The following is a 19,318-nucleotide window of genomic DNA, read 5'->3' as shown; positions in this document are numbered from 1 at the left end:
CCATAGGTCACAGAGACATAAAGCGGGTTCAAGGGAGCGAGACGGTCGATGGAATCCCACAGACGCTCTTCCATCGCCTCATCTTTGGGCGGGAAAAACTCGAAGGATATCTGCGGCGCGCCGCTTGTGGGCGCCATCCGGCTTACGGACATGCACTGGCTCCGCCAACTCGAAAACTACATAAAGATATCTTTATGCGATTATCTGACGACCTTCAATGCCAAACCCGTCCGGCCGTTCAGGTCCATCTTGGGGTTTCGCGCGTAAAGCCCTAAGTATGCGGGCGACACGCTGGGCCCGATCAGGATTGAAAGGACATCATCCATGCGCACGACGCGCCTTGCCGGACTGGCTTTCCTTTGCGGGCTTGCTCTGGCCGCCTGCACCACCCGTCCGGAATCGTTGCAGGCAAATGACCCTCTGGAGCCGCTTAACCGGGCCGTATTCGGCTTCAACGCTGCTGCAGACCAGGCTGTGATCGCGCCAGTCGCCTATGCCTATCGTGATGCGGTCCCTTCGCCGGCGCGTACCGGTGTGCGCAATGTCCTGACCAACCTCAACCAGCCTGTCGTGTTCGCCAACCTCATCCTGCAGGGGCGCCCTGGCGATGCGCTGGAAACGGCCGGGCGTTTCGGCCTGTACACGATTGTCGGCGTCGGTGGTCTCTTTGACGTTGCCAGTGAAGCCGAGCTGCCGCGCCACGATACCGATTTTGGCCTGACGCTGGGCCGCTGGGGCGTGGATAGCGGGCCGTACCTGGTTCTGCCCTTCCTCGGACCGTCGAGCGTTCGCGATACGGCCGGCCGCTTTGTCGACCGCTATCCCCACCCGACCTACTGGGTCGAGGACATCCGCGAAACCGAGGCAATCTGGGTCTACAGAGGCCTGTTTGCGGTGGATGTGCGCCTGCAACTGGATGAAACCTTCGCCAGTCTGGAACGTAGTGCCATCGACCCTTATGTACAGCTGCGCTCGGTCTACCGGCAGAACCGGGCGAACGCGCTGGGTCAGGCGCGGGAATACGAGGATCTGCCGGAATTCGACTGACGTGAGGGGAGCCGCGTCGGCTATCAGGGACGGACCCATGCTCCAGACAATTTCCAGACTGACAGCGCCAATCGTGGCGGCCTTCACGATCTTTGCGTTCACTCCGGCCCTTGCGGCCGCACAGACGGCGGACCAAGCCGAGAGTTTCGTCCAGCGCGAGGCCCAAGAGGTCATCGACGCTCTCCAAGCCTATCGCGATGGCGAGCTTGATGAGGCGACCTTGCGCGAGAATTTCCGCGAGCGCGTTGATATTCTGGCCGATGTGCCGCGCATCACCCAGTTCGTGCTGGGCCGATACCGGCGCGGCGCCGACGAGGCCGATCTGGAAGAGTTTTCCGCCGTGTTCCGCGAGTTTGCGATCAATGTGTACGAGCGCGAGCTGGGCAATTACGCCGGTCAGACACTCGAAGTGACAGGCTCGATCACGCGCGCTCCGGGTGACTACATCGTGGAGTCGGTGGTGCGCGCCAATGGCGCTGGCGAGGACGTGCCGGTGAACTGGCGTGTCATGGCTGGCGATAGCGGTATGCGCGTGGTTGACGCCGAAGTGCTCGGTGTGTGGCTCGCCCAGACGCAGCGCGAGCAGATCACAGGCATTATCGGCAATGCGGGCGGCGATATCTCTGCCGCAACGCGTGCCCTTCGCGAACGGACCAACTGATGCTCGCAGACCCTGCGGCGCCGGCCCGGCTTTCCGGGCTGGCTGGCCGGTATGACGCCCTTTTCTGCGACGTATGGGGCGTCATCCGCGATGGTGACAGCCTGATCGCTCCGGCGATTGATGCGCTTGTCCGCTTTCGCGAGGCAGGCGGGCTCGTGTGCCTGGTTTCCAACTCTCCGCGCCGGGCCGGTTCGCTGGAACGGCTCCTGAGGTCAATGGGCGCCCCGGACGGGGTGTGGGACGCAATCGTCACCTCTGGCGATGCCACCCACGCCCTGCTGTCCCGCTTTGCGCCGGGACCGGCCTACAAGCTCGGCCCTTCCTTTGACGATCCGATTTACGAGGGCACAGGGCTGGCGTTTTCTCCGCTCGACGCGGCGCGCGTCATCTCCTGCACCGGGCTGGTAGATTACGAGACCGAAACGCCGGACGACTACGCCGCGCTGCTGGCAGAGGCTGCACGCCTCCAACTCCCCATGGTCTGTGCCAATCCCGACATCGTGGTGCAGGGACCAGGGGGCAAGCTGCTTTATTGCGCCGGGGCACTGGCACGCGAATACGCGGCGCTCGGCGGCGAGACACTTTATGCCGGAAAGCCGCATCCGCCGATCTACGCCCTGGCTCGCGCAAGGCTGGAGAGCCTTTCCGGGCGCACGCTGGCGCAGGACCGCATCCTGGCTGTTGGCGATGGTGTGATCACTGATCTCGCAGGCGCCAACAATGAAGGTGTGGACTGCCTCTTCATCACGGGCGGGATCAATTCCGGCGCAATTGACTGGCCAGACGGCAGGGGCCCGCGCTGGCAGGCCCCCGACCTTGTCTGGTGAGCGTGTCTGGAGTTAGGGACAGGGCTTAAGGCTCGATCGCCCAGACCGCGTCCACATTCACCGAGATAGTGATCTCGCCGGGCGCCACTTCGGTACCGGCATCCATCGAGACCGCTTCAGCGCGAGCATACATCATCGGCATGGGCTGGACCGAACCGCTCTCGCTCATCGACAGCAAGCGCCCGGTGGAAATGCCCGCCGCCTCTTCATAGAGGCCCCGCACCCGGTTCAGTTCACGCACCGCCCGGCGCCGCGCCTCGTCACGCGCCTCGCCCGGATCGGAATGGGTGAAGTTCACACCCTGAAGCTGGTTCGCGCCCGATGCCACGAGCGCATCAATCGTGCGGCCCACGCGGTCCATGTCGCGCACGACGACCCGCACCGTATTGGAGGCTTCATAGCCGGTGATACGCTGCTCGTTATTGTTCCGGTTGGAATCGTACGGCGCATAAACCGCACTCAGCGACAGGCCCGAAGTCTGGATGTCACGGCGTTCGATACCGGCGCGTTCCAGCGCCTCGAACACACCCGCCATGGCCCGGGCATTGGCGGAGAGGGCTTCGGCTGCCGTGTCGGCGCGGGTCTGCGCCCCTGCGGTCACCATAGCCATGTCGGGCGCGATGCGCACTTCGCCGCGCGCGGACAATGACAGCCGGCCTTCCTCGGCCTGCGTCCCCGTGCTGGCCTGTGCAAAGGCCGGCACCGGCATCATCGCCGCGGCGCCAATGAGCAATCCGGCCGCGAGAGCCGCGCCGGTCAGGCGACCACGCAAGGATACACGGGCAATCGGTGAAACATGTCTCATCATCAATCTCCTTTTTCTCAAGCCAGCGGCTCCGCAAAAAAGTGCGCTTCCGCCCGCCAATGAACGAACCGGCGCCGTACCGGTTTCATTTCGAGGGTAATGTCCCCATGGCGTAGAGGCGAAAGCAAGGCAGGCCGGAGGCATGGCCATGACCATCTGGTGACGCTTCAGACCTCCGGCGAACGGGTCTCATCTGTACCGAGTGCCTTGCGGCTAATCAGCCAGACAAGGCCGGCAGACCCGGCAAGGCATCCAAGCGTGATCCACAGAAGCGGGCTGGCACGCAGTATGGAGAGGCCGGCATCGGCCTCGCGCATGAGGCGCCATATCTGGTCGCCGGCAAGGGCGATGGCGACCGGGCGTATCCATCCGGCGGCAAGCGTTCCGGTAAGGGCAGCCTTCATCGATATGCCGGCTGCGCCCGCCAGGAGCGCGCTGCCTGCGCTCGGCAGGACAGGCACGAGACGCAGCGCCGCGGTCAGGGCAATCGGCGCGGCGCGGACCCGCGACAGGATACGGCGCACGCGGGCACGCTGGTTATCCGAGCGCACATGGCGCTCCAGAAAGGCATCTGCCCGTTCAGGGTGCAACCGCCCGAAGGCATGGACCGGCGGGCAGGCGAGCAGCATGGCCGCATAGTAGATCAGTCCGGTCACCGGCCCGAAGGCAACGCCTGCAAGGATGAGCGACAAGGTGCCGGAGGGAATGATGACGAGCTGCGAGATCAGGAAATAGACCGCAAGAACGGCCAGCGCTCCGGCAAGGGTCCAACCCTCCAGCGCGTTGGCGGCAAGGATCGCGTCGAATATGTCCTGCCGGAACCGGATGAAGACCAGCGCGGCGACTAGGCAAATCAGGGCATAGAGGCCCCAGCGGACCAGCGGCACGGACCGCGCAGCCCTGCGCTCCGCCATCAGATATTGACCTTGTTGAAGATTGCCGTCGGCAGGGCGCGGATGATCACCATGATACAGCGCCAGAACCAGGGCGCGTAGACCGTCGGGTGGCCGGGCTTTTCAAGGCGGCGCACGACGATACCGGCAATATCGTCTGGCTTCGCCCAGAGCGGCCCGCCCCGATTTTCGATGCCGTCCGTCATCGGTGTCTCGACAAAGCCGAGGCGCAGATTGACAGCGCTGGGGGCGTTGTCCATCGCGGCCCATTTATGGGCGAGGCCCTGCATCAGGACAGAAAGGCCCGCCTTGGCCGAGCCATAGACATAGTTCGAACGGCGGCCCCGGTCCCCGGCAACCGAGCTTGCCGTCAGGAGCACGCCGCGCGCGCCAGCTGTCTTCTCCAGCACCCGGGCAGCGGCCAGCACCCAGTGGACGGTACTGGAATAATTGATCGTGATGATGGCATCGGCATGCGCCGGTTCCTGTTCGGCGCGGGACTGATCGCCCAGCGAGCCGTAAAAGACCAGCACCGTGTCCAGCCCGCCCATCGCCTCGCTGGCACGCATCAGAAGAGCGTCGCAGTCCGAGGTGTCAGCCAGATCGGCGACGAGCGTGCTGACATGGCTTGCACCGCGCGCACGCAAGTCCTGCGCATCGCGTTCCAGCGCCTCGCCCGTGCGGCCGGAAAGCGTCAGTGACGCACCGCCCTCGGCCAGACGCCGGGCGGTGGCGGCAGCCATCGCCGACAGGGCGCCCAGAATGATGATCTTGCGGGCCGGTTCAGTCGTCATGTTGCGTCACCCTTCGCCAGAAATCGGAATTGAGCGCCGGATCGCGCATGGCCTCCAGCTTTTCCCAGTAGGGATAGCCGGCGCGGAACATCCCCGCTGTCATGCGGCCGTCCTTGGCCGGATAAAGCCGCCCGCCAGCATCGCGGACAATGTCATCAAGGTCCGCCAAAAGCGCCAGCGTGGTCATGCCGCGATTGGCAAAATCGAGCGCCAGTGTGACGCCCGGTGCAGGGAAGGACAAAAGGCCGGGCGAGGCCTTCGCGCCAAACGTCTTCAGCACGGCGAGGAACGAGCCCTGCCCCGACGCCGCAATACGCGAGAGCATTGCCGTGGTTGCGGCTTCGGCGGCCTCGAACGGCACCACCGACTGGTACTGGTAGAATCCGTTCGGGCCGTATAGCCGGTTCCACTGGCCAATCGTGTCAAGCGGATGGAAAAAGCCGGCATAGTGCACGCGCGCTGCACGCTGCTTCATCAGCTGGCGCTGGCGGTAGGCAAGATTGAAGGCGCGAAGGCTCACCGGGTTGAGGGCGAACGAGGGCGCGTCGACCGGCAGGCTGGGGCCGCCGCTGGCACGGTGCGGAGACAGCCCGCCCGAATAGGACCAGTTGCCGGAGGTGAAGACGCCCTGCCCCATACGGTTTCCGCGCGCGGTGCAGTCAATCCACGCGACAGTATGCTCGTGCGTGCGGGCGCGCATTTCTGCCAGTTCCATGAAATGGTGCACATTGCGCACCGGCTCAATCAGCTGGTCGATGAAGGCCGAACGGATCGGCACAAGAGCAATCTCGGCATCTAGAATGACGCCCGTCAGGCCCAGCCCGCCTATCGTCGCCGCGAAGAGGTCCGGCTCGCTTTCGGGGGTGACCCGGCGCACGCTGCCATCGGAGCGGGCAAGGGTGAAGGCGCGCACATGGCGGCCGAACGTGCCGGCCTGATGGTGGTTCTTTCCGTGCACGTCATTGGCTATTGCGCCGCCAAGCGTGACATAGCGCGTGCCGGGCGTTGTCGGGAGGAAAAAGCCTTGGGGGACGATAACGCGCAGTATGTCATTGAGGCTGGCGCCGGCCTCGGCATGCAGGATGCCGGCCTCCCGGTCGAAACCGATCATCCGGTCGAGGCGCACCATGTCGGCGAGATTGCCGCCCGAATTGAGATTGCTGGTACCGTAGGACCGCCCGAGACCTACCGCGAGTGCGCTGCGCCCGCTGGCCACCGAGGCCTCCAGAATGGCGGGCACGTCTGAAGGCGTTGCCGGGCGCGCGACGTCATGGAAGGCGTCCACGACGCGCCCCCAGGAGCGTTTGCCCTGCTCCTTTTGAAAACGCACACTCATGAAGGCCTGCCCGGTCTGTCTGCCTTTTGCGGGAGCCAAGGGTATAGCCTGCCCCGCCCGGTTTACAACGCCGCCGCGTGCTAGCCGAAACTTGCCAGCGCAAAGGCGATTATGAGCGCGCCGCCCAGCGCAATGCTCAGCCGGTCACGCACGGCAAAGCTGACGGGATCGTCGTCCAGCTCTCCGCGCTGCGCGAGCAGCCAGATGCGCGCCGTCCAGCCGCCGATGAGGACAGGCGCGGCGAGAAGCCAGTCCGGGCTGGAATAGAGATCCGCCGGAAAGGCATCCTCGATGATGTAGAGGCACAAGATGATGATGGCGCCCATCGCGCTCGCCATGCCGAGTGAGAGCGAGAAGGGCGCGTCACCCGCGACATAGCCGCGCCCGCGTATCGCCTCTCCAGGTGCGCCGGCGGCGATTTCGACATGGCGTTTGGCCAGCGAGAGCGAGAAGAAGAAGAACATCGAAAAGCTGAACAGCCAGGGCGACAATTCCGCGCTTATCGCAGCCGCACCGATCAGGATACGGATGGTAAAGAGCGCCGCCAGCAATATCACGTCGATCAGTGGCTTTCGCTTCAGACCGAACGAGTAGGACAGCGTGATGACAAGATAGGCCGCCAATGCCAGCGCCGTCCCGATACCGCCTGCAAAAAAGGCAATTCCCAGCCCGGCGAGAATGAGGACAGGCGCTGCTGCGAGGCCCTTTTCCAGTGCAATCGCGCCCGCCGCAAACGGGCGTGTATGCTTGGAGCGGTGGCGCCGGTCGGCACTCAGATCGGCCAGATCGTTGACGATATAGGTGCCTGACGCAACAAGGCCGAGCGCCAGAAACGCCGCCAGCGCGCTCAGAATCGAAGCCGGATCAAAATAAAGTCCCGACAGAAGCAAGGGCGCAAAAACCAGAAGGTTTTTCGACCATTGGTGCAGGCGCAGGGCCTTGCGCCACGCCTTCATTCTGCCAGGCGCGTTCTCGAAAACCGCCTCGACCCGCTTTCCAAGACCATTGGCCTTGTGCGATGTGGATTTCGAGGCCCCGGCAAGGATGATCCCGTCCGCATCGCGCCAGACGGCCAGATCGGCGCGGCTGTCGCCCGCATAGACATAGCCGTCAGGGAAACGCTCGCGCAGCCAGGCCTGCTTGTCGTGCGCCTTCAGATTGCGCTTGCCATCCGAGCCGACGGCACCGGTGAAGATGCCAAAGCGGGCGGCCACCTGATCGGCGACGGCCTGGTCAGCCGCCGTCACCAGCCAGACCTCGCGCCCCGACGCCTGCTCCTTCGCCGCATAGTCAAGCAGGTCCTGTCGCACCGGAATGACGTCAAAATCGGCCTTGGCGATTTCCGTCATGCGCGCCTTGAAAGCCGCTCGCCCCGACAGGAGCGCAGGCAGCGCGCCAAGCAACTGGAAGGGCGCGGAAAACAGGCGCTCCACCATGCTCTCCGACAGTGTGTCGGTAAGCAGGAGAGTGCCGTCCATGTCGAGAACGAGGGGCAGATGACGGGTCATTGCGCGTCCTTGTCCGGTTCCGGCGCAATGGTCTTCACCTTGGCGAAGGTGAAGTATTTGTGCCCGAGATAGCTCGTCACGATGGGCGAGGCGACGCCTACCAGATGGCTCACTGCTACCGGCTGGAAGGTCCAGCCAATAGCCGGCAGTAGGAAGCGGGCGAGCAGGATCGTCACCAGCCAGACCTGCACCAGCGCGACCACATTCACAAGCGCAAAGCGGACGTATTCGTGCTGCGCGGCGCGTCCACTGGCGTCAAAGACGAAGAGGCGTGTCAGCACAAAGGCCGTCGTCATGCCGGCGAGATAGGCCAGAACGACCGAAATCTCCAGAATCATGAACTGGTTCAGGATGATGTTCGTCACCCAGTTGACGCCTGCGGCAATGCCGCCGGCCAGCACAAAGGTGACGAATTGGCGGCTCATGCGCCGGCCTCCCTGCCACTGGCCCGCGCGATATCCTCAACGAGGATTTTCGCAAAGCGCGCGCTCTCGGACACGCCCCGGTCTTCGGGATAGTAGAAGCAGGTATCTGCGATCTGAAGGCCCGCGACCGGCGTCACATGATCGGGCACTTTTTGTGCAAAGCCGACTTCGCAGACAGGCTGCGCGTAACGAAGACGCCCGACATGGGAGGCGATGCGGTCCTCATCGGTCAGGTCAGGGTTGATCTGCTTGAGATAGCCGAAGCTTTCAGAGACAAAATCTGCATCCGCCATGGAGAATTTAGGATTGTCCTGCGGCATGTAGTAGGGAACGTAGACGACGTGATCGTCCAGCGGGCGCAGATTTGAAAACTCGACAAAGCCCGGAATTTCAATGCCCTGCGTGCTGATATTGACCCAGAAATTGTCCGTCACCGGACGTTTGAGCTTGTGAAGCACGCAGACCACGCCGATATTCCTGATCGCCTCATAGGGCGCGCGCAGTCCGGCATCGGCATCATCAAACATCGCAGGCACGTAGGGCGTCGGAATGGTCGAGATGACGTTGTCCGCGTCGAAACGCCGGCCATCGGCAGCGATGACACCGGCGATCCGGCCATCCTCGATGACGAAGCGCTCGGCGCGCGTCGAATAATGAATGGTGCCGCCCTTCGCGGTAATGCCGCTCGCGAGAGCATTCATCAGCGCTTCCGAGCCACCCTCGATATAGCCGAGGCGCTCTTCAAACAGACTTTTGCGTGAATTGCCGAGCCGTTTGATGCGCTGCCATATCCAGGCCGCCGACACGCTGTCAGCGAGGTGGTAGAATTTCAGCTCCAGAAGACGCCGCCAGAGCTTGTCGTAGGCGGCTTCGCCCGACCAGCCGACAAACCAGTCCCGCGCGCTGATCTGGTCGAGCTTCTGCCAGTCGGAGCGCTTGGTGGAGGTGAACATCTGCAGGCCGTAGCGCAGCTTGGTCACCGGATCGATGCCGGGCGCGGTCAGCAGGGATACCGGATCGCCCCAGCGGATGAGCCGGCCGTCGAGATAATAGCCCATGCGGGTCGTGACCCATTTCATGGCACCCGAAAGCCCGGTCTCGTCCAGAAGCTCCAGCGTGTCGTGATCGGACAGGCAGCAGAAATGGTAGAAGCGCTCTATGGAAAGCCCGTCAAAGTCGAAATGGGCCGCCATGCCGCCGGGGCGGTCATCCGCCTCCAGAATGTCGACGATATAGCCGCGCTTTTGCGCCTGGTGCGCTACCGCGAGCCCCATCGGGCCTGCACCCAGAACCAGCAGGCGTTCGCCTTGAGGATTGGCCATGATGTACGCCTCTTGCCGCGGCTTCAGAATTTCAGGGTTATGGCCGAATAGACCGGGTGGCGGTAGGTCTGCTCCAGCGCCTCGTCCAGCGGGGTTGCCGGCACGCCGAATATGGACGGCCAGTCGATCACCTCGAACCGGTCCGGCGTCACGAGAGCTTCCAGCTGGTGCGTGGTGAAGGGCGGGTTGCGATCAAAGAGCGCATAAACCCGCAGTAGCGTCCAGAAGGCGAAATAGGGGATTTTCACGATAGGCGTGCGCAACTGGTTGACGCTGCGCACCCGGCGGATGAGGTCGATATAGTCAATCGTCTCCTGACCGGAGATATTGTAGGTGCCTTCGATCTCGCGCGTCAGGGCGGCGCCCACGATGGCAGAGAAATCACCGCCATAGAGGGGCTGGCGCAGATAGCGTCCGTGCCCCGGAATGGGAAAGACCGGCGCTTTTTCCATGAAACGCTTGAGCCAGCCCAGATGCTTGCGGTCAAACCAGCCGAACATCAGGGTCGGGCGCAGGATGCAGCACTTGATGCCGGACGCCTTGACCTGTTCTTCCTGCTCTCCCTTGGAGCGGGTGTAGAAATCATCCGCCATCGAATTGACGACCGATGAGCTGACATGAACCGTATAGCGAACGCGGCCCGTCCTGATGGCCTCCAGGCAGAGCCCGGTCGCGATGACGTTGTTGCGCGTGAACTCGTCCGCATCCAGACCGCCGATCTGGGCATGGAGAAGGACGGCGAGATCGCTATCTTCCAGCCGCGCCTGCCACGGGCCGGGTTCAGCCAGATCGGCCTCTATCACCTCGATATCAGGGTGCATCTGGCGCAGGATTTCCAGATTGTCGCGATGCTTGTCCGCCGCCACGATCTCGAAGCCCTCGGCCTTGAGAAAGGGTATGAGGTTCTGACCGACAAGGCCTGCCGCCCCTGTAATGAAAACCCTGTCCGGCATGTCCATCCTCGTCGCACGCTTGCCGGTCGCCTTACCACCTGCCACACCGCGCCACAATACCGGCCGCGCCCCTTTACGGGACTGGCCAAGGCAAGGCCGCTCGGCTAACTGTCAGAACCGGGCCACGATCCTGAAAGCGCACTGATCCGGGCGGAACGCCATGAGCCATTTTCTGCTTCTGCTGATCACCGCGACAGGGTTGGGCGCGGTTCTGGCCCTGTCGGTGCTGACACCGGCGTCTGCGCTGTACCGGCGCGGAATGCGCCCGGTGCTCGCCCTTGGGGCGGGCCTGACCGCCAGCGCGCTGGCCGGCTGGTTGTGCTTCTTTGCCTTTGTCGCCGGGCCGGTTGCCGGAACCATGGCCCAGCTTGCCCTTCTGGCAGGCTTCATTGCACTTGGCTGGTACGGGCGCGAGGCCTGGGCCTCCGGCGACATGATTGCAGATGTTCTTCGCCCGGTGTTGATCTCTCTTGGTGCGGGCGTGATCGTGCTGCTGGTGACGTTCGGCACCCTCGATCCGGAGGAATATTTCGAGAGGGCGTCAAACGCCTGGTCGCACGGCCTGCCCGATGACAACACCCTGCCCTACCTTCTGGCGGAAATGCTGCGCGAGGGTGTCATCCGTTCACCGATGAATGGAGACTGGCTGAGCTCCGACCGGCCGCCCTTGCAAACCGGCATGGTGCTGCTCTACGGGCCACCGGGCCTCTCGCAAGGCTCTGTCCTGATCTATCAGACGCTGTCCACTCTGGTGCAGACCTTCGCTCTGGCCGGGCTCTATATGCTGGTGCGGGCGCTTGGCGGGAACCGTGCAGCCGCATGGATCGCGGTCGTGTTGCTGACTGCCTCACCGCTCTTCATCATCCATTCTGCCTATGTCTGGCCCAAACTCCTGCCCGCGGGACTTCTGTGCGTGACGGCGGCGCTCTTTTTCACCCCGCTCTTGCAACAGGCAGGCGCCCGAACCGGCTTTGGCGCACTTGCCGGCCTTGCCGCGGCGCTGGCCTTTGGCGCGCACGGGGCAAGCGCCTTCGTGCTTGCAGGCTTTGCCTTGGCCGCCCTTGCGCTGCACCGGTTTGCCTCGCTGCGCTTCACGTTTGCAGGGCTTGGGGTCTTCGCGCTGACCTACCTGCCCTGGACGCTCTATCAGAATTTCATTGATCCGCCCGGCAACCGGCTCCTCAAATGGCATGTGGCCGGTGTCATCCCGGTTGATGACCGAACCCTCACCGAAGCCCTCTCCGGCAGCCTGCAGGAGATTTCCGCCCGCGACTGGCTGGTGGCCCGAAGCGAGAATTTCGCCCGCATCGTCGGCGAACCGGTGAACCGTGTGCTGGACACCTGGCGGCTGGTCTTTGCCGATGATCCGGGCGCGATGGCCGGCGGTCTGCGCCTCGCCGACTTCTTCACCTGGAGCGCCGGTCCCGGCATTGCCGGACCTGTCCTGTTCCTCCTGCCCCTTATGCTGTTGATGCGCTCCATGCGTCCGCTGGCATCGGCCGTAATCGCGGCTCTGGCAGTCTGGATACTGGTGATGTTTGAGGGTGCCAGCGCGATCACCCATCAGGGCAGTTTCTATCCCCAGCTCGCCCTCATCGCGCTGACGGCGCATCTGGCCGCCCGCATTGACTGGCGCCTCGGGGCAGCCCTGTGCGCGGTGCAGGTCGTGTCATCAGGCCTTGTCTATTTCGTGTTCAACTAGGGCGGGCCAGAACCGGTGCAGGCGCATGCGCGCTTGAACCCCTGCCAAGGCTTGTTATACCGGCAGAGCCGCCGCCCATACTGACGTGAAACTGGCAAAGGGCCTTCGATGAGGATGGACCATCTCGTCCGGGTTGCCGGTTTTGCCGCCATTGCGCTCGCCTTGGTCTCCCTTGCGCTGACCGCGCAGGCCGTGCTGTCGGCCTGGTCACCCCTGCCCTTCTGGGACCAGTGGGAGCGCGTCACCACCGGCCAGCTATTCGCCAACTGGTTTGCCCCGCACAACGAACACCGCATCGTCGTGCCCAGCCTCTTCTTCATGATCGATTCCAGCCTGTTTGGCGGGCGCAATGTCTTCCTGCTGGTCTCCATCTGGGTGATACAGGCCGTCCACACCGCGCTGCTGATCTGGCTGGCGCGGCGCGCAGGCGCACGCGGGGTCAGCCTGCTCCTGATGGGCGGTTTTATCACCGGTCTGATGTTCGCCGGAGCACAGGTGGAAAACTTCTACTGGGGCTTTCAGGTCCAGTTCGTCCTTGTCTACCTGCTCGCCACGACCTGCCTTGCCATCACCGTGCTCGCCCCGATTGGATGGAAAGGCGATGCCGCGGCCATGATTGCAGGGTTTGCTGCCGCCTTCACCTTCTCTGCCGGGCTGGTGGTCCTGCCGGCGGCCGCGACGGGCGCATTCCTAGCGGGCAAGGGCTGGCGCCGGACCGGCATTCTGGCAGCAGCGGCAATCCTTGCAGGCCTGCTCTACGTTACGGGCCTTGACATGTCGGGGCCCTCATCGGGTGGGTCGAACGCGCAGAACTTACTCAATGTTGTCTACTACCTTCTGGTCTATCTGGGCGGGCCGCTGGGCGATGCGTTCGCGCGCAGCGGGCTTTCCGACATCGCGCCTGCCTTGCGCGACCGGGTGCAGGCGGCACAGTTCTTCGGGATGGCGGGCCTCGGTCTCGCGCTTCTGATGGTGCCCGCGACCCTGCTTCGCGGCGGCACCCGCACGCGCCTCGTGCTTCTCCTGATTGCCGGCGTCGTCGTGGTGGCCGGTCTCCTGACCGGCTTCGGACGGGTCGAGATGGGCGCAAGTCAGGCAATGGCCTCGCGCTATGCCACGCCTGTCCTCCTCTTCTGGGCCACGCTGGGGGCACTGGCCTGGCCGCTGGTGCGCTCCATACCGTCGCGCAACTGGCGCGAGGGCGGCTTCATCGTTCTCGGCGCGGCCTTCATTGGAGCCAACTGGCTTCTGGTCGAGAACCGGGAGGAATGGCTGAACCTTGCCCGCGCACAGGGTGAACGCAGCCTTCGTGCCGAGACGGCCATTCTCGTCGGCGCGCCAGACCGTCCGGTGCTGGCAGGCGTCTATCCGGTACCGGCACGGGTGCTGGAACAGGCCCGTTTTCTGTCCGAGAACCGGCTTTCGGTCTTCGCCTCGGAAGAGGCAGGCTGGCTGGGCACGGGCGTTGCTGAGGCAGGCGAGATTGTCGCCGACGGGCGCTGCACCGGCTCTGTCGACGTGCGCAATGCCCTGCCAGCGCTGAACGGTAGCCATCGCGGATTTGTCCAGCTGGCCGGCTGGGCCTACGACATGGAGGCGGGCGACAGCTTGCGCACCTACGTCATTGCCGGACCGGACGGGCGCGTGCGCGGGCTGGGCCGGCTGGTGGCCGACCGGCCCGATGTCACGGCGGCGGTCAGCCTGGTCACGCGCCTTCGCACCGGCTGGACCGGCCACGCGCAGGCAGACGCGAACGAGACCCTTACCGTCTATGGCGTTCTGGACAGTGGACGCGAGCGGCGTCTTTGCCGTATCGGGGCGATATGAGCGCACCTGCCCCCGCATCCGTTACGGTCATCATCGTCGCCTTCAATGCAGGCACGTTCCTGAAGCCGTGCCTTGATGCGCTGGCGGCGCAAAGTTTTCCCGGCTTCGAGGCGGTGATTGTCGACAATGCCTCGACAGACGGATCGGTCACCGAAGACATCCTGCCCGATGCCCGCTTTTCCATTGACCGGCCGGGTTCCAATCTGGGCTTTGCAGCCGCCAATAACCGTATCGCACAGCGCAGCGGAGCGCGCTGGATCGCCCTTTTGAACCCGGATACGTGCGCTGCGCCGGACTGGCTGGAAAAACTGCTGGAAGGCGCACAACGCTGGCCGGATGCGGCCGCTTTCGGCTCCACCCAGCTGCGCCTTGACGAGCCGGACGTGCTCGATGGTGCGGGCGATGTCTGGCACGCTGCGGGCATTGCCTGGCGGGCGCTGGAAGCCTGTCCTGCGAGCGACAATCCGCCTGAAGGCGAGACGTTTGCACCCTGTGCGGCTGCGGCCCTCTATGACCGGGCGACCTTCCTGCATCTGGGCGGGTTTGACGAAAGCTTCTTCTGCTATTGCGAGGATGTCGATTACGGCTTCCGCCTGCGCCTTGCCGGCGGGCGCTGTGTCCAGCTTGCCGATGCCATCGTCTACCATGCCGGGTCCGGGACGACGGGGCGTCATTCCGACTTCACGCTCTTCCATGGCCACCGCAACCGGGTGCATGTCTTTGTGAAGAATACGCCGGGTATCTGGTTCTGGCTGCTGCTGCCTGGCCATGTCGCGCTCAACCTGCGCATCCTGCAAAAGGCACCCAGCGATGCCTATGCGGTCACCCTGAAGCGCGCCTACCGGGCCGCCTGGGACAATCGCAAGGCAATACTGGCCTCGCGCCGGGCCACACAGAAGGCGCGCAAGGCGCCGGTGCGCGACATTCTTCGCGCCATGGCGTGGACGCCAAAGCTGATCACGCGGCGTGCCGCCCTTGTGGACAAATCGGGCAGACGCATTATTGGTTCGCGGCGCGCGGGATTTGTCTATCCGGCCTCGACAGGGCACCAGCATGACTGACGCAAAACCGACACGGAAAAAGGCCCGGAGCACTACTCCGCGCAAGGCCGCGAGCGCCAAAGCCAAGACGGCAGCGCCGAAAAAAGCTTCCGTCAGTAAGCCGCCTGCCCGGATCGAGGCACCAAAGCCCGCTCCGGCCATAATCGACCGGCATGAACTTGCTGCTTATCACGACACCCAACAGGCCCGCATCAAGGCCCTGACCCACCAGCTCGCCGAGGCACGTGCGCATGGCGAAGCCCTGCAGGAGCTTGCCGCGCTTCAGGCGCGCGCGCTTGATGACATCGAGGCCAAGAGGCTGGCCAGCGAGGCGGGGCGCACCGCCATGCACCGCACGCTTCGCCAGATAGAGACGAGCCTTGTCTGGCGCTATGCGCGCATCGTGCGCGCTGCCGGACGCAGACTTGGTCCTCTGGCACGCCTCAGCGGCCTTGTATTTGGCGGATTTCTCGAACTTGTCAGTGGACGGATTTTCAGCCGTACCGAACGCAAATCACGCCGCAAGGCGCTGATGTATGAAGACCGCGCAGTCATCCTCACAAGCGATCTTTTCGACGCCCAGTGGTACGCCGCCTGCTATCCCGACACGATCGACCATGATGGCGATGCGCTGGATCATTACATTCGCCTTGGTGCGCAGGAAGGGCGCAATCCAAATCCGGCCTTTGACACGGCCTGGTATCTGGCGAGCTATCCAGAAGTTGCTGCCAGCGGGCGCAACCCGCTTGCCTATTACGCCCTGTTCGGCATTGCACAGAAGCATGCGGCCAGCCCGCGCTTCGATACGCACTGGTACAAGATGCACAATGCCAGCCATCTGACCTCCGGCATGACGCCCCTGCAGCATTACATTCATGCCGGTCAGTGGATGGGCCTGTCGACACAAGCCAGCGATGCAGCGCGCGCCCATGCCGTGCCGTCGCCCGGCAATGCTGCGCGTATCGCGCCAGAGCCAGCCTTGCCGGCCCTCAAACCCGTCAGCCCGGCGGAGCATTGATCCTGTGCCCGTTCACGCGCCCCTGAAAAGCCAGACAGGCTATGGCGAGGCCGGCGGCGTGATCTGGTCGCCCGGTAGCGCGCTGGAAATTGGCATTACCCTGCCCGGCTGGGCGCGCAAGGCACTGCGGCGCGAGGATGTCGACGTCATCCTGCTCATCGAGGCGCCGGGGTGTGACCGTGTGCTGGAACCCGTTATCCGCCTCGATTTTGGCGTGCATGCCGAAGGCGCGCTGCTGCAATGGCCCGTCGATGGCGCGGCAGCGATGAGCCAGGGCGTCCGCCTTCGCCTGCCGCAAGGCCTGACCGGCCTGTCGCTTTGCCCTCACACCGGCCCCTTCACCGCGCGCGGCCTTGCCTGCCGCCTCGTTCCGGCGCGGACGCCGCGCGGGCGTTTCGAGCGGGTGCTTTTCGAAGTTTCAAGCGGCACGGAGGGCGGGCTTGGCCGGCTGAAATCACGCGGGCCCATGATCGATGCCGATGCAGCTCATACGGGCAATCTTGCCCTCGATCACCGGTCCGGCGCCTTCCACAGCTCCACCAGCGATCCGCATATCGTCTTTGAACTTGATGCCCCGGTCGGCATGGGCTGGTGGCGCGTCGATGCGCACATGGCCGTCGATGACGAGGCCCGTCCGCGTCTCTACGCCGCGCACGAGGGCGCCTTCTCCGAAACCCATTCAGCTGAGCTCGCCTTGCGCGGGCCGGGACATTTCACCGGCTATATCTGTCTTGACGGACTGACCCGCCAGATCCGGTTCGATCCGAGCTGCCGCGGCGGGGAGAGTGGCAGCCTGCACCGGCTGTCCATGCGCCCGGCAAGCCCTGCCGAAGTGGCAGTTGCGGCGCTGCGCCCGAATGTCTGGCAAGCGACGCGCGCCATCCGGGCGAGCCGGGCGCTCCTGTCGCATCTGGCTAAGCCGCGCCGGGCGCAAGGCCATTTCGCCCTGCCCGTGCGCCTGCCGGCTGAGAATACGGACCGCAGCCAGGACAGCGACGCCTACAAGAGCTGGATAGAGCGCCACGACTATCATCCGGACAAGGACAATGCGCGCTATCGCGAAGCGCTGGCGGGGCTGGAAATCCAGCCGCTCGTTTCGGTGGTGATGCCGGTCTACAAGACCCCGATCGAGCTTCTGGATGCCGCAATCCGCTCGGTCCGCGACCAGCTCTACACGAACTGGGAATTGTGCATTGCCGATGATGCGTCCGGTGACGGCAAGCTGGCGGCGCGCCTGCGCTACTGGATGAAAACCGATACGCGCATCAAGGTGGTTTTCCGCGAGACCAACGGGAACATTTCTGCTGCCACCAATTCAGCTTTCGAGCTTGTGGAGGGCGAGTGGGTCGCCCTTCTCGATCATGACGATGTGCTGCGCCCGCACGCCCTTGCAGAGCTGGTCCTGACCGCAGCGGCCCGGCCCGAAGCCCAGCTGATCTATTCCGACGAGGACAAGATTGATGATCGCGGCGAGCGCTATGGCCCCTATTTCAAGCCCGCCTTCTCGCCAGATCTCTTCTACGGCCAGAACTATCTGAACCATCTGACCGCCCACCGGGCGGAGAATATCCGCGCCGCCGGCGGCTGGCGCGAAGGCTTCGAGGGCAGTCAGGACTATGACCTGAACCTGCGTATCCTGGAACGGATCGGCCCGGAAGCCGTCGTCCACATCCCGAAAATCCTCTACCACTGGCGCGCGGTTGCCGGTTCGACGGCCGTAGCGGTTGGCGAGAAATCCTATGCGTGGGAGGCCGGTCAGCGCGCCCTGCAGGAGCATTTCGCGCGGCGCGGGGCCGATGTCACTGTCGGCCAGGTGGAGGGGTATCCCTATTACGAGGCGAGCTGGCCCCTGCCGGAAGAGGAACCACTCGTCAGCCTCGTCATCCCGACACGCGATGGCGCGGATCTGGTGAAGATGTGCGTGGAGTCGATCCTTGAGCGCTCCACCTACCGGAATTACGAAATCCTGATCGTCGACAACCAGTCGAGCAAGCCGGAAACCTTTGCCCTGTTCGAGGCCCTGACCGCGCGCGATGCGCGCGTGAAGGTGCTCACCTACAACAAGCCGTTCAACTTCTCTGCCATCAATAATTTTGCCATCGCGCAGGCACGCGGCGAGATAGTCGGCCTCATCAACAACGATATCGAGGTCATCACGCCGGACTGGCTGGAACAGATGGTCTCGCTGGTCGTACGCGAGGATGTCGGCTGTGTCGGTGCCATGCTCTACTACCCCGATGACCGCATCCAGCACGCCGGTGTCGTCATCGGCATTGGCGGCGTGGCAGGCCATTCCCACAAGTATTTCGAGCGCGGGGCGCAGGGCTATTTTGCGCGCCTGAAACTGGTCCACGATGTAAGCGCAGTGACCGGCGCCTGCCTTCTGGTGCGCAAGTCCGTCTACGACCAGGTGGGCGGCCTCAACGAGGAAAAGCTGACCATCGCCTTCAACGATGTCGATTTCTGCCTGAAGGTGCGCGAGGCGGGGTACCGCAACCTGTTCACGCCGCGCGCCGAGCTGTACCATCACGAGTCTGTCAGCCGCGGGCACGAGGACACGCCCGAGAAGAAGGCCCGTTTCCGGTCAGAGGTGGAATACATGCTGTCACGCTGGGCGACCGACGTGACACCCGATCCCTTCTATTCGCCCCACCTCAGCCGTACGCATGAGGACTTCCGTATCCTGGAAGATTAGGGCTACACATCCATTTCCTGGCGAGTGCCGAAAGTACGAACTGAATGAATGATATAATCGAGTCTGTCCGCCGTTGGCCCTTCTGGAGCATGATGGCCTGGCAGGACATCAAGCAGCGCTACCGCGGGTCGACGCTTGGCCCGTTCTGGTCCACCGCGAACCTTCTGGTCATCGTCATCGGCGTGGGCATCCTGTTCTCCTCGCTGTTTGACCAGCCTCTGGAGACCTTCATTCCCTACCTCGCGGCGGGGATGTTCGTGTGGACCTTTATCAGCACCACGCTGAACGAGTCGGTGAATGCCTATCTGGCGGCGGGGTCACTGATCCGGCAGGTAAAGACCCCCATGCTGGTCTTCGTCTTGCGCGCAGTATTCCGCAACGTGATCGTGCTTGCCCATAACGTGCTGGTGTTGGCGGCGGTGTTCATCTTCTTCCGCGTCATGCCGGACATATTGATGGTGCTCG

Annotated in this window: 18 protein-coding genes; 9 read left to right on the top strand and 9 right to left on the bottom strand. The window is 63.8% G+C overall.

The window, feature by feature from the left end; all coding sequences use genetic code 11:
- On the bottom strand, positions 1 to 152 hold a 152-nt coding region (locus ACTS2Z_RS12075; RefSeq protein ID WP_442573461.1), incomplete at its 3' end, for a methylenetetrahydrofolate reductase.
- 172 nt (positions 153 to 324) lie between these two features.
- Between ACTS2Z_RS12075 and ACTS2Z_RS12070 the strand changes: the two genes are divergently transcribed.
- Genes ACTS2Z_RS12070 through ACTS2Z_RS12060 form a run of 3 tightly spaced genes read left to right on the top strand, consistent with a single transcriptional unit; the run spans position 325 to position 2,535 of the window.
- On the top strand, positions 325 to 1,047 hold the full coding sequence (locus ACTS2Z_RS12070; protein WP_442573460.1) for an MlaA family lipoprotein: 723 nt from the start codon (positions 325 to 327) through the stop codon (positions 1,045 to 1,047).
- 37 nt (positions 1,048 to 1,084) lie between these two features.
- Positions 1,085 to 1,708, top strand: a complete 624-nt coding sequence (locus ACTS2Z_RS12065; RefSeq protein WP_442573459.1) for an MlaC/ttg2D family ABC transporter substrate-binding protein — start codon at positions 1,085 to 1,087, stop codon at positions 1,706 to 1,708.
- A complete protein-coding gene (locus ACTS2Z_RS12060; RefSeq protein ID WP_442573458.1) occupies positions 1,708 to 2,535 on the top strand; it encodes a TIGR01459 family HAD-type hydrolase in 828 nt (275 codons plus the stop codon). Before ACTS2Z_RS12065 ends, ACTS2Z_RS12060 begins: the two co-directional genes overlap by 1 nt.
- 25 nt (positions 2,536 to 2,560) lie before the next feature.
- Here the strand turns inward: ACTS2Z_RS12060 and ACTS2Z_RS12055 are convergent, their stop codons facing one another.
- From ACTS2Z_RS12055 to ACTS2Z_RS12020, 8 genes are all read right to left on the bottom strand, one after another.
- Positions 2,561 to 3,343: an SIMPL domain-containing protein gene (locus ACTS2Z_RS12055; protein WP_442573457.1), complete on the bottom strand. Its 783-nt coding sequence runs from the start codon at positions 3,341 to 3,343 to the stop codon at positions 2,561 to 2,563.
- Positions 3,344 to 3,507: 164 nt separating this feature from the next.
- Entirely contained in the window at positions 3,508 to 4,254 is a 747-nt protein-coding gene (locus tag ACTS2Z_RS12050) for a VTT domain-containing protein (RefSeq protein WP_442573456.1), read from the bottom strand.
- Positions 4,254 to 5,027, bottom strand: coding sequence for an SDR family NAD(P)-dependent oxidoreductase (locus ACTS2Z_RS12045; protein ID WP_442573455.1), 774 nt, complete (start codon positions 5,025 to 5,027; stop codon positions 4,254 to 4,256). Before ACTS2Z_RS12045 ends, ACTS2Z_RS12050 begins: the two co-directional genes overlap by 1 nt.
- A complete protein-coding gene (locus ACTS2Z_RS12040) occupies positions 5,017 to 6,363 on the bottom strand; it encodes an FAD-binding oxidoreductase (RefSeq protein ID WP_442573454.1) in 1,347 nt (448 codons plus the stop codon). Before ACTS2Z_RS12040 ends, ACTS2Z_RS12045 begins: the two co-directional genes overlap by 11 nt.
- 80 nt (positions 6,364 to 6,443) lie before the next feature.
- Positions 6,444 to 7,871 carry a UbiA family prenyltransferase gene (locus tag ACTS2Z_RS12035; RefSeq protein WP_442573453.1) on the bottom strand — a complete coding sequence of 476 codons (1,428 nt, stop codon included), beginning with the start codon at positions 7,869 to 7,871 and terminating at the stop codon, positions 6,444 to 6,446.
- Positions 7,868 to 8,296: a GtrA family protein gene (locus ACTS2Z_RS12030; RefSeq protein ID WP_442573452.1), complete on the bottom strand. Its 429-nt coding sequence runs from the start codon at positions 8,294 to 8,296 to the stop codon at positions 7,868 to 7,870. The genes ACTS2Z_RS12035 and ACTS2Z_RS12030 overlap by 4 nt, the downstream gene beginning before the upstream one ends.
- Positions 8,293 to 9,618, bottom strand: a complete 1,326-nt coding sequence (locus tag ACTS2Z_RS12025; RefSeq protein WP_442573451.1) for an NAD(P)/FAD-dependent oxidoreductase — start codon at positions 9,616 to 9,618, stop codon at positions 8,293 to 8,295. Before ACTS2Z_RS12025 ends, ACTS2Z_RS12030 begins: the two co-directional genes overlap by 4 nt.
- Before the next feature lie 23 nt (positions 9,619 to 9,641).
- Positions 9,642 to 10,571: an NAD-dependent epimerase/dehydratase family protein gene (locus tag ACTS2Z_RS12020; protein ID WP_442573450.1), complete on the bottom strand. Its 930-nt coding sequence runs from the start codon at positions 10,569 to 10,571 to the stop codon at positions 9,642 to 9,644.
- Between the two features lie 160 nt (positions 10,572 to 10,731).
- On the opposite strand from ACTS2Z_RS12020, the gene ACTS2Z_RS12015 reads away from it, so the two are divergent.
- The 6 genes from ACTS2Z_RS12015 to ACTS2Z_RS11990 form a co-directional block, all read left to right on the top strand.
- Positions 10,732 to 12,273, top strand: coding sequence for a hypothetical protein (locus ACTS2Z_RS12015; protein WP_442573449.1), 1,542 nt, complete (start codon positions 10,732 to 10,734; stop codon positions 12,271 to 12,273).
- A 114-nt stretch (positions 12,274 to 12,387) separates the two neighbouring features.
- Positions 12,388 to 14,100 carry a hypothetical protein gene (locus tag ACTS2Z_RS12010; RefSeq protein ID WP_442573448.1) on the top strand — a complete coding sequence of 571 codons (1,713 nt, stop codon included), beginning with the start codon at positions 12,388 to 12,390 and terminating at the stop codon, positions 14,098 to 14,100.
- Positions 14,097 to 15,161 (top strand): glycosyltransferase family 2 protein, encoded by a 1,065-nt coding sequence (locus ACTS2Z_RS12005; protein WP_442573447.1) that lies wholly within the window; start codon positions 14,097 to 14,099, stop codon positions 15,159 to 15,161. The genes ACTS2Z_RS12010 and ACTS2Z_RS12005 overlap by 4 nt, the downstream gene beginning before the upstream one ends.
- Positions 15,154 to 16,158 (top strand): hypothetical protein, encoded by a 1,005-nt coding sequence (locus tag ACTS2Z_RS12000; protein ID WP_442573446.1) that lies wholly within the window; start codon positions 15,154 to 15,156, stop codon positions 16,156 to 16,158. The genes ACTS2Z_RS12005 and ACTS2Z_RS12000 overlap by 8 nt, the downstream gene beginning before the upstream one ends.
- A 4-nt stretch (positions 16,159 to 16,162) precedes the next feature.
- Positions 16,163 to 18,853, top strand: a complete 2,691-nt coding sequence (locus ACTS2Z_RS11995; RefSeq protein WP_442573445.1) for a glycosyltransferase family 2 protein — start codon at positions 16,163 to 16,165, stop codon at positions 18,851 to 18,853.
- 44 nt (positions 18,854 to 18,897) lie between these two features.
- Positions 18,898 to 19,318, top strand: a 421-nt coding sequence (locus ACTS2Z_RS11990; RefSeq protein WP_442573444.1) for an ABC transporter permease, incomplete at its 3' end; no start/stop codon positions are given.

This window comes from Glycocaulis sp. (genome assembly GCF_052168375.1).
Lineage (GTDB): Bacteria > Pseudomonadota > Alphaproteobacteria > Caulobacterales > Maricaulaceae > Glycocaulis.
The sequence above is the reverse complement of the archived record's forward strand: the minus strand, read 5'-3'. Positions and strand labels throughout refer to the sequence as shown.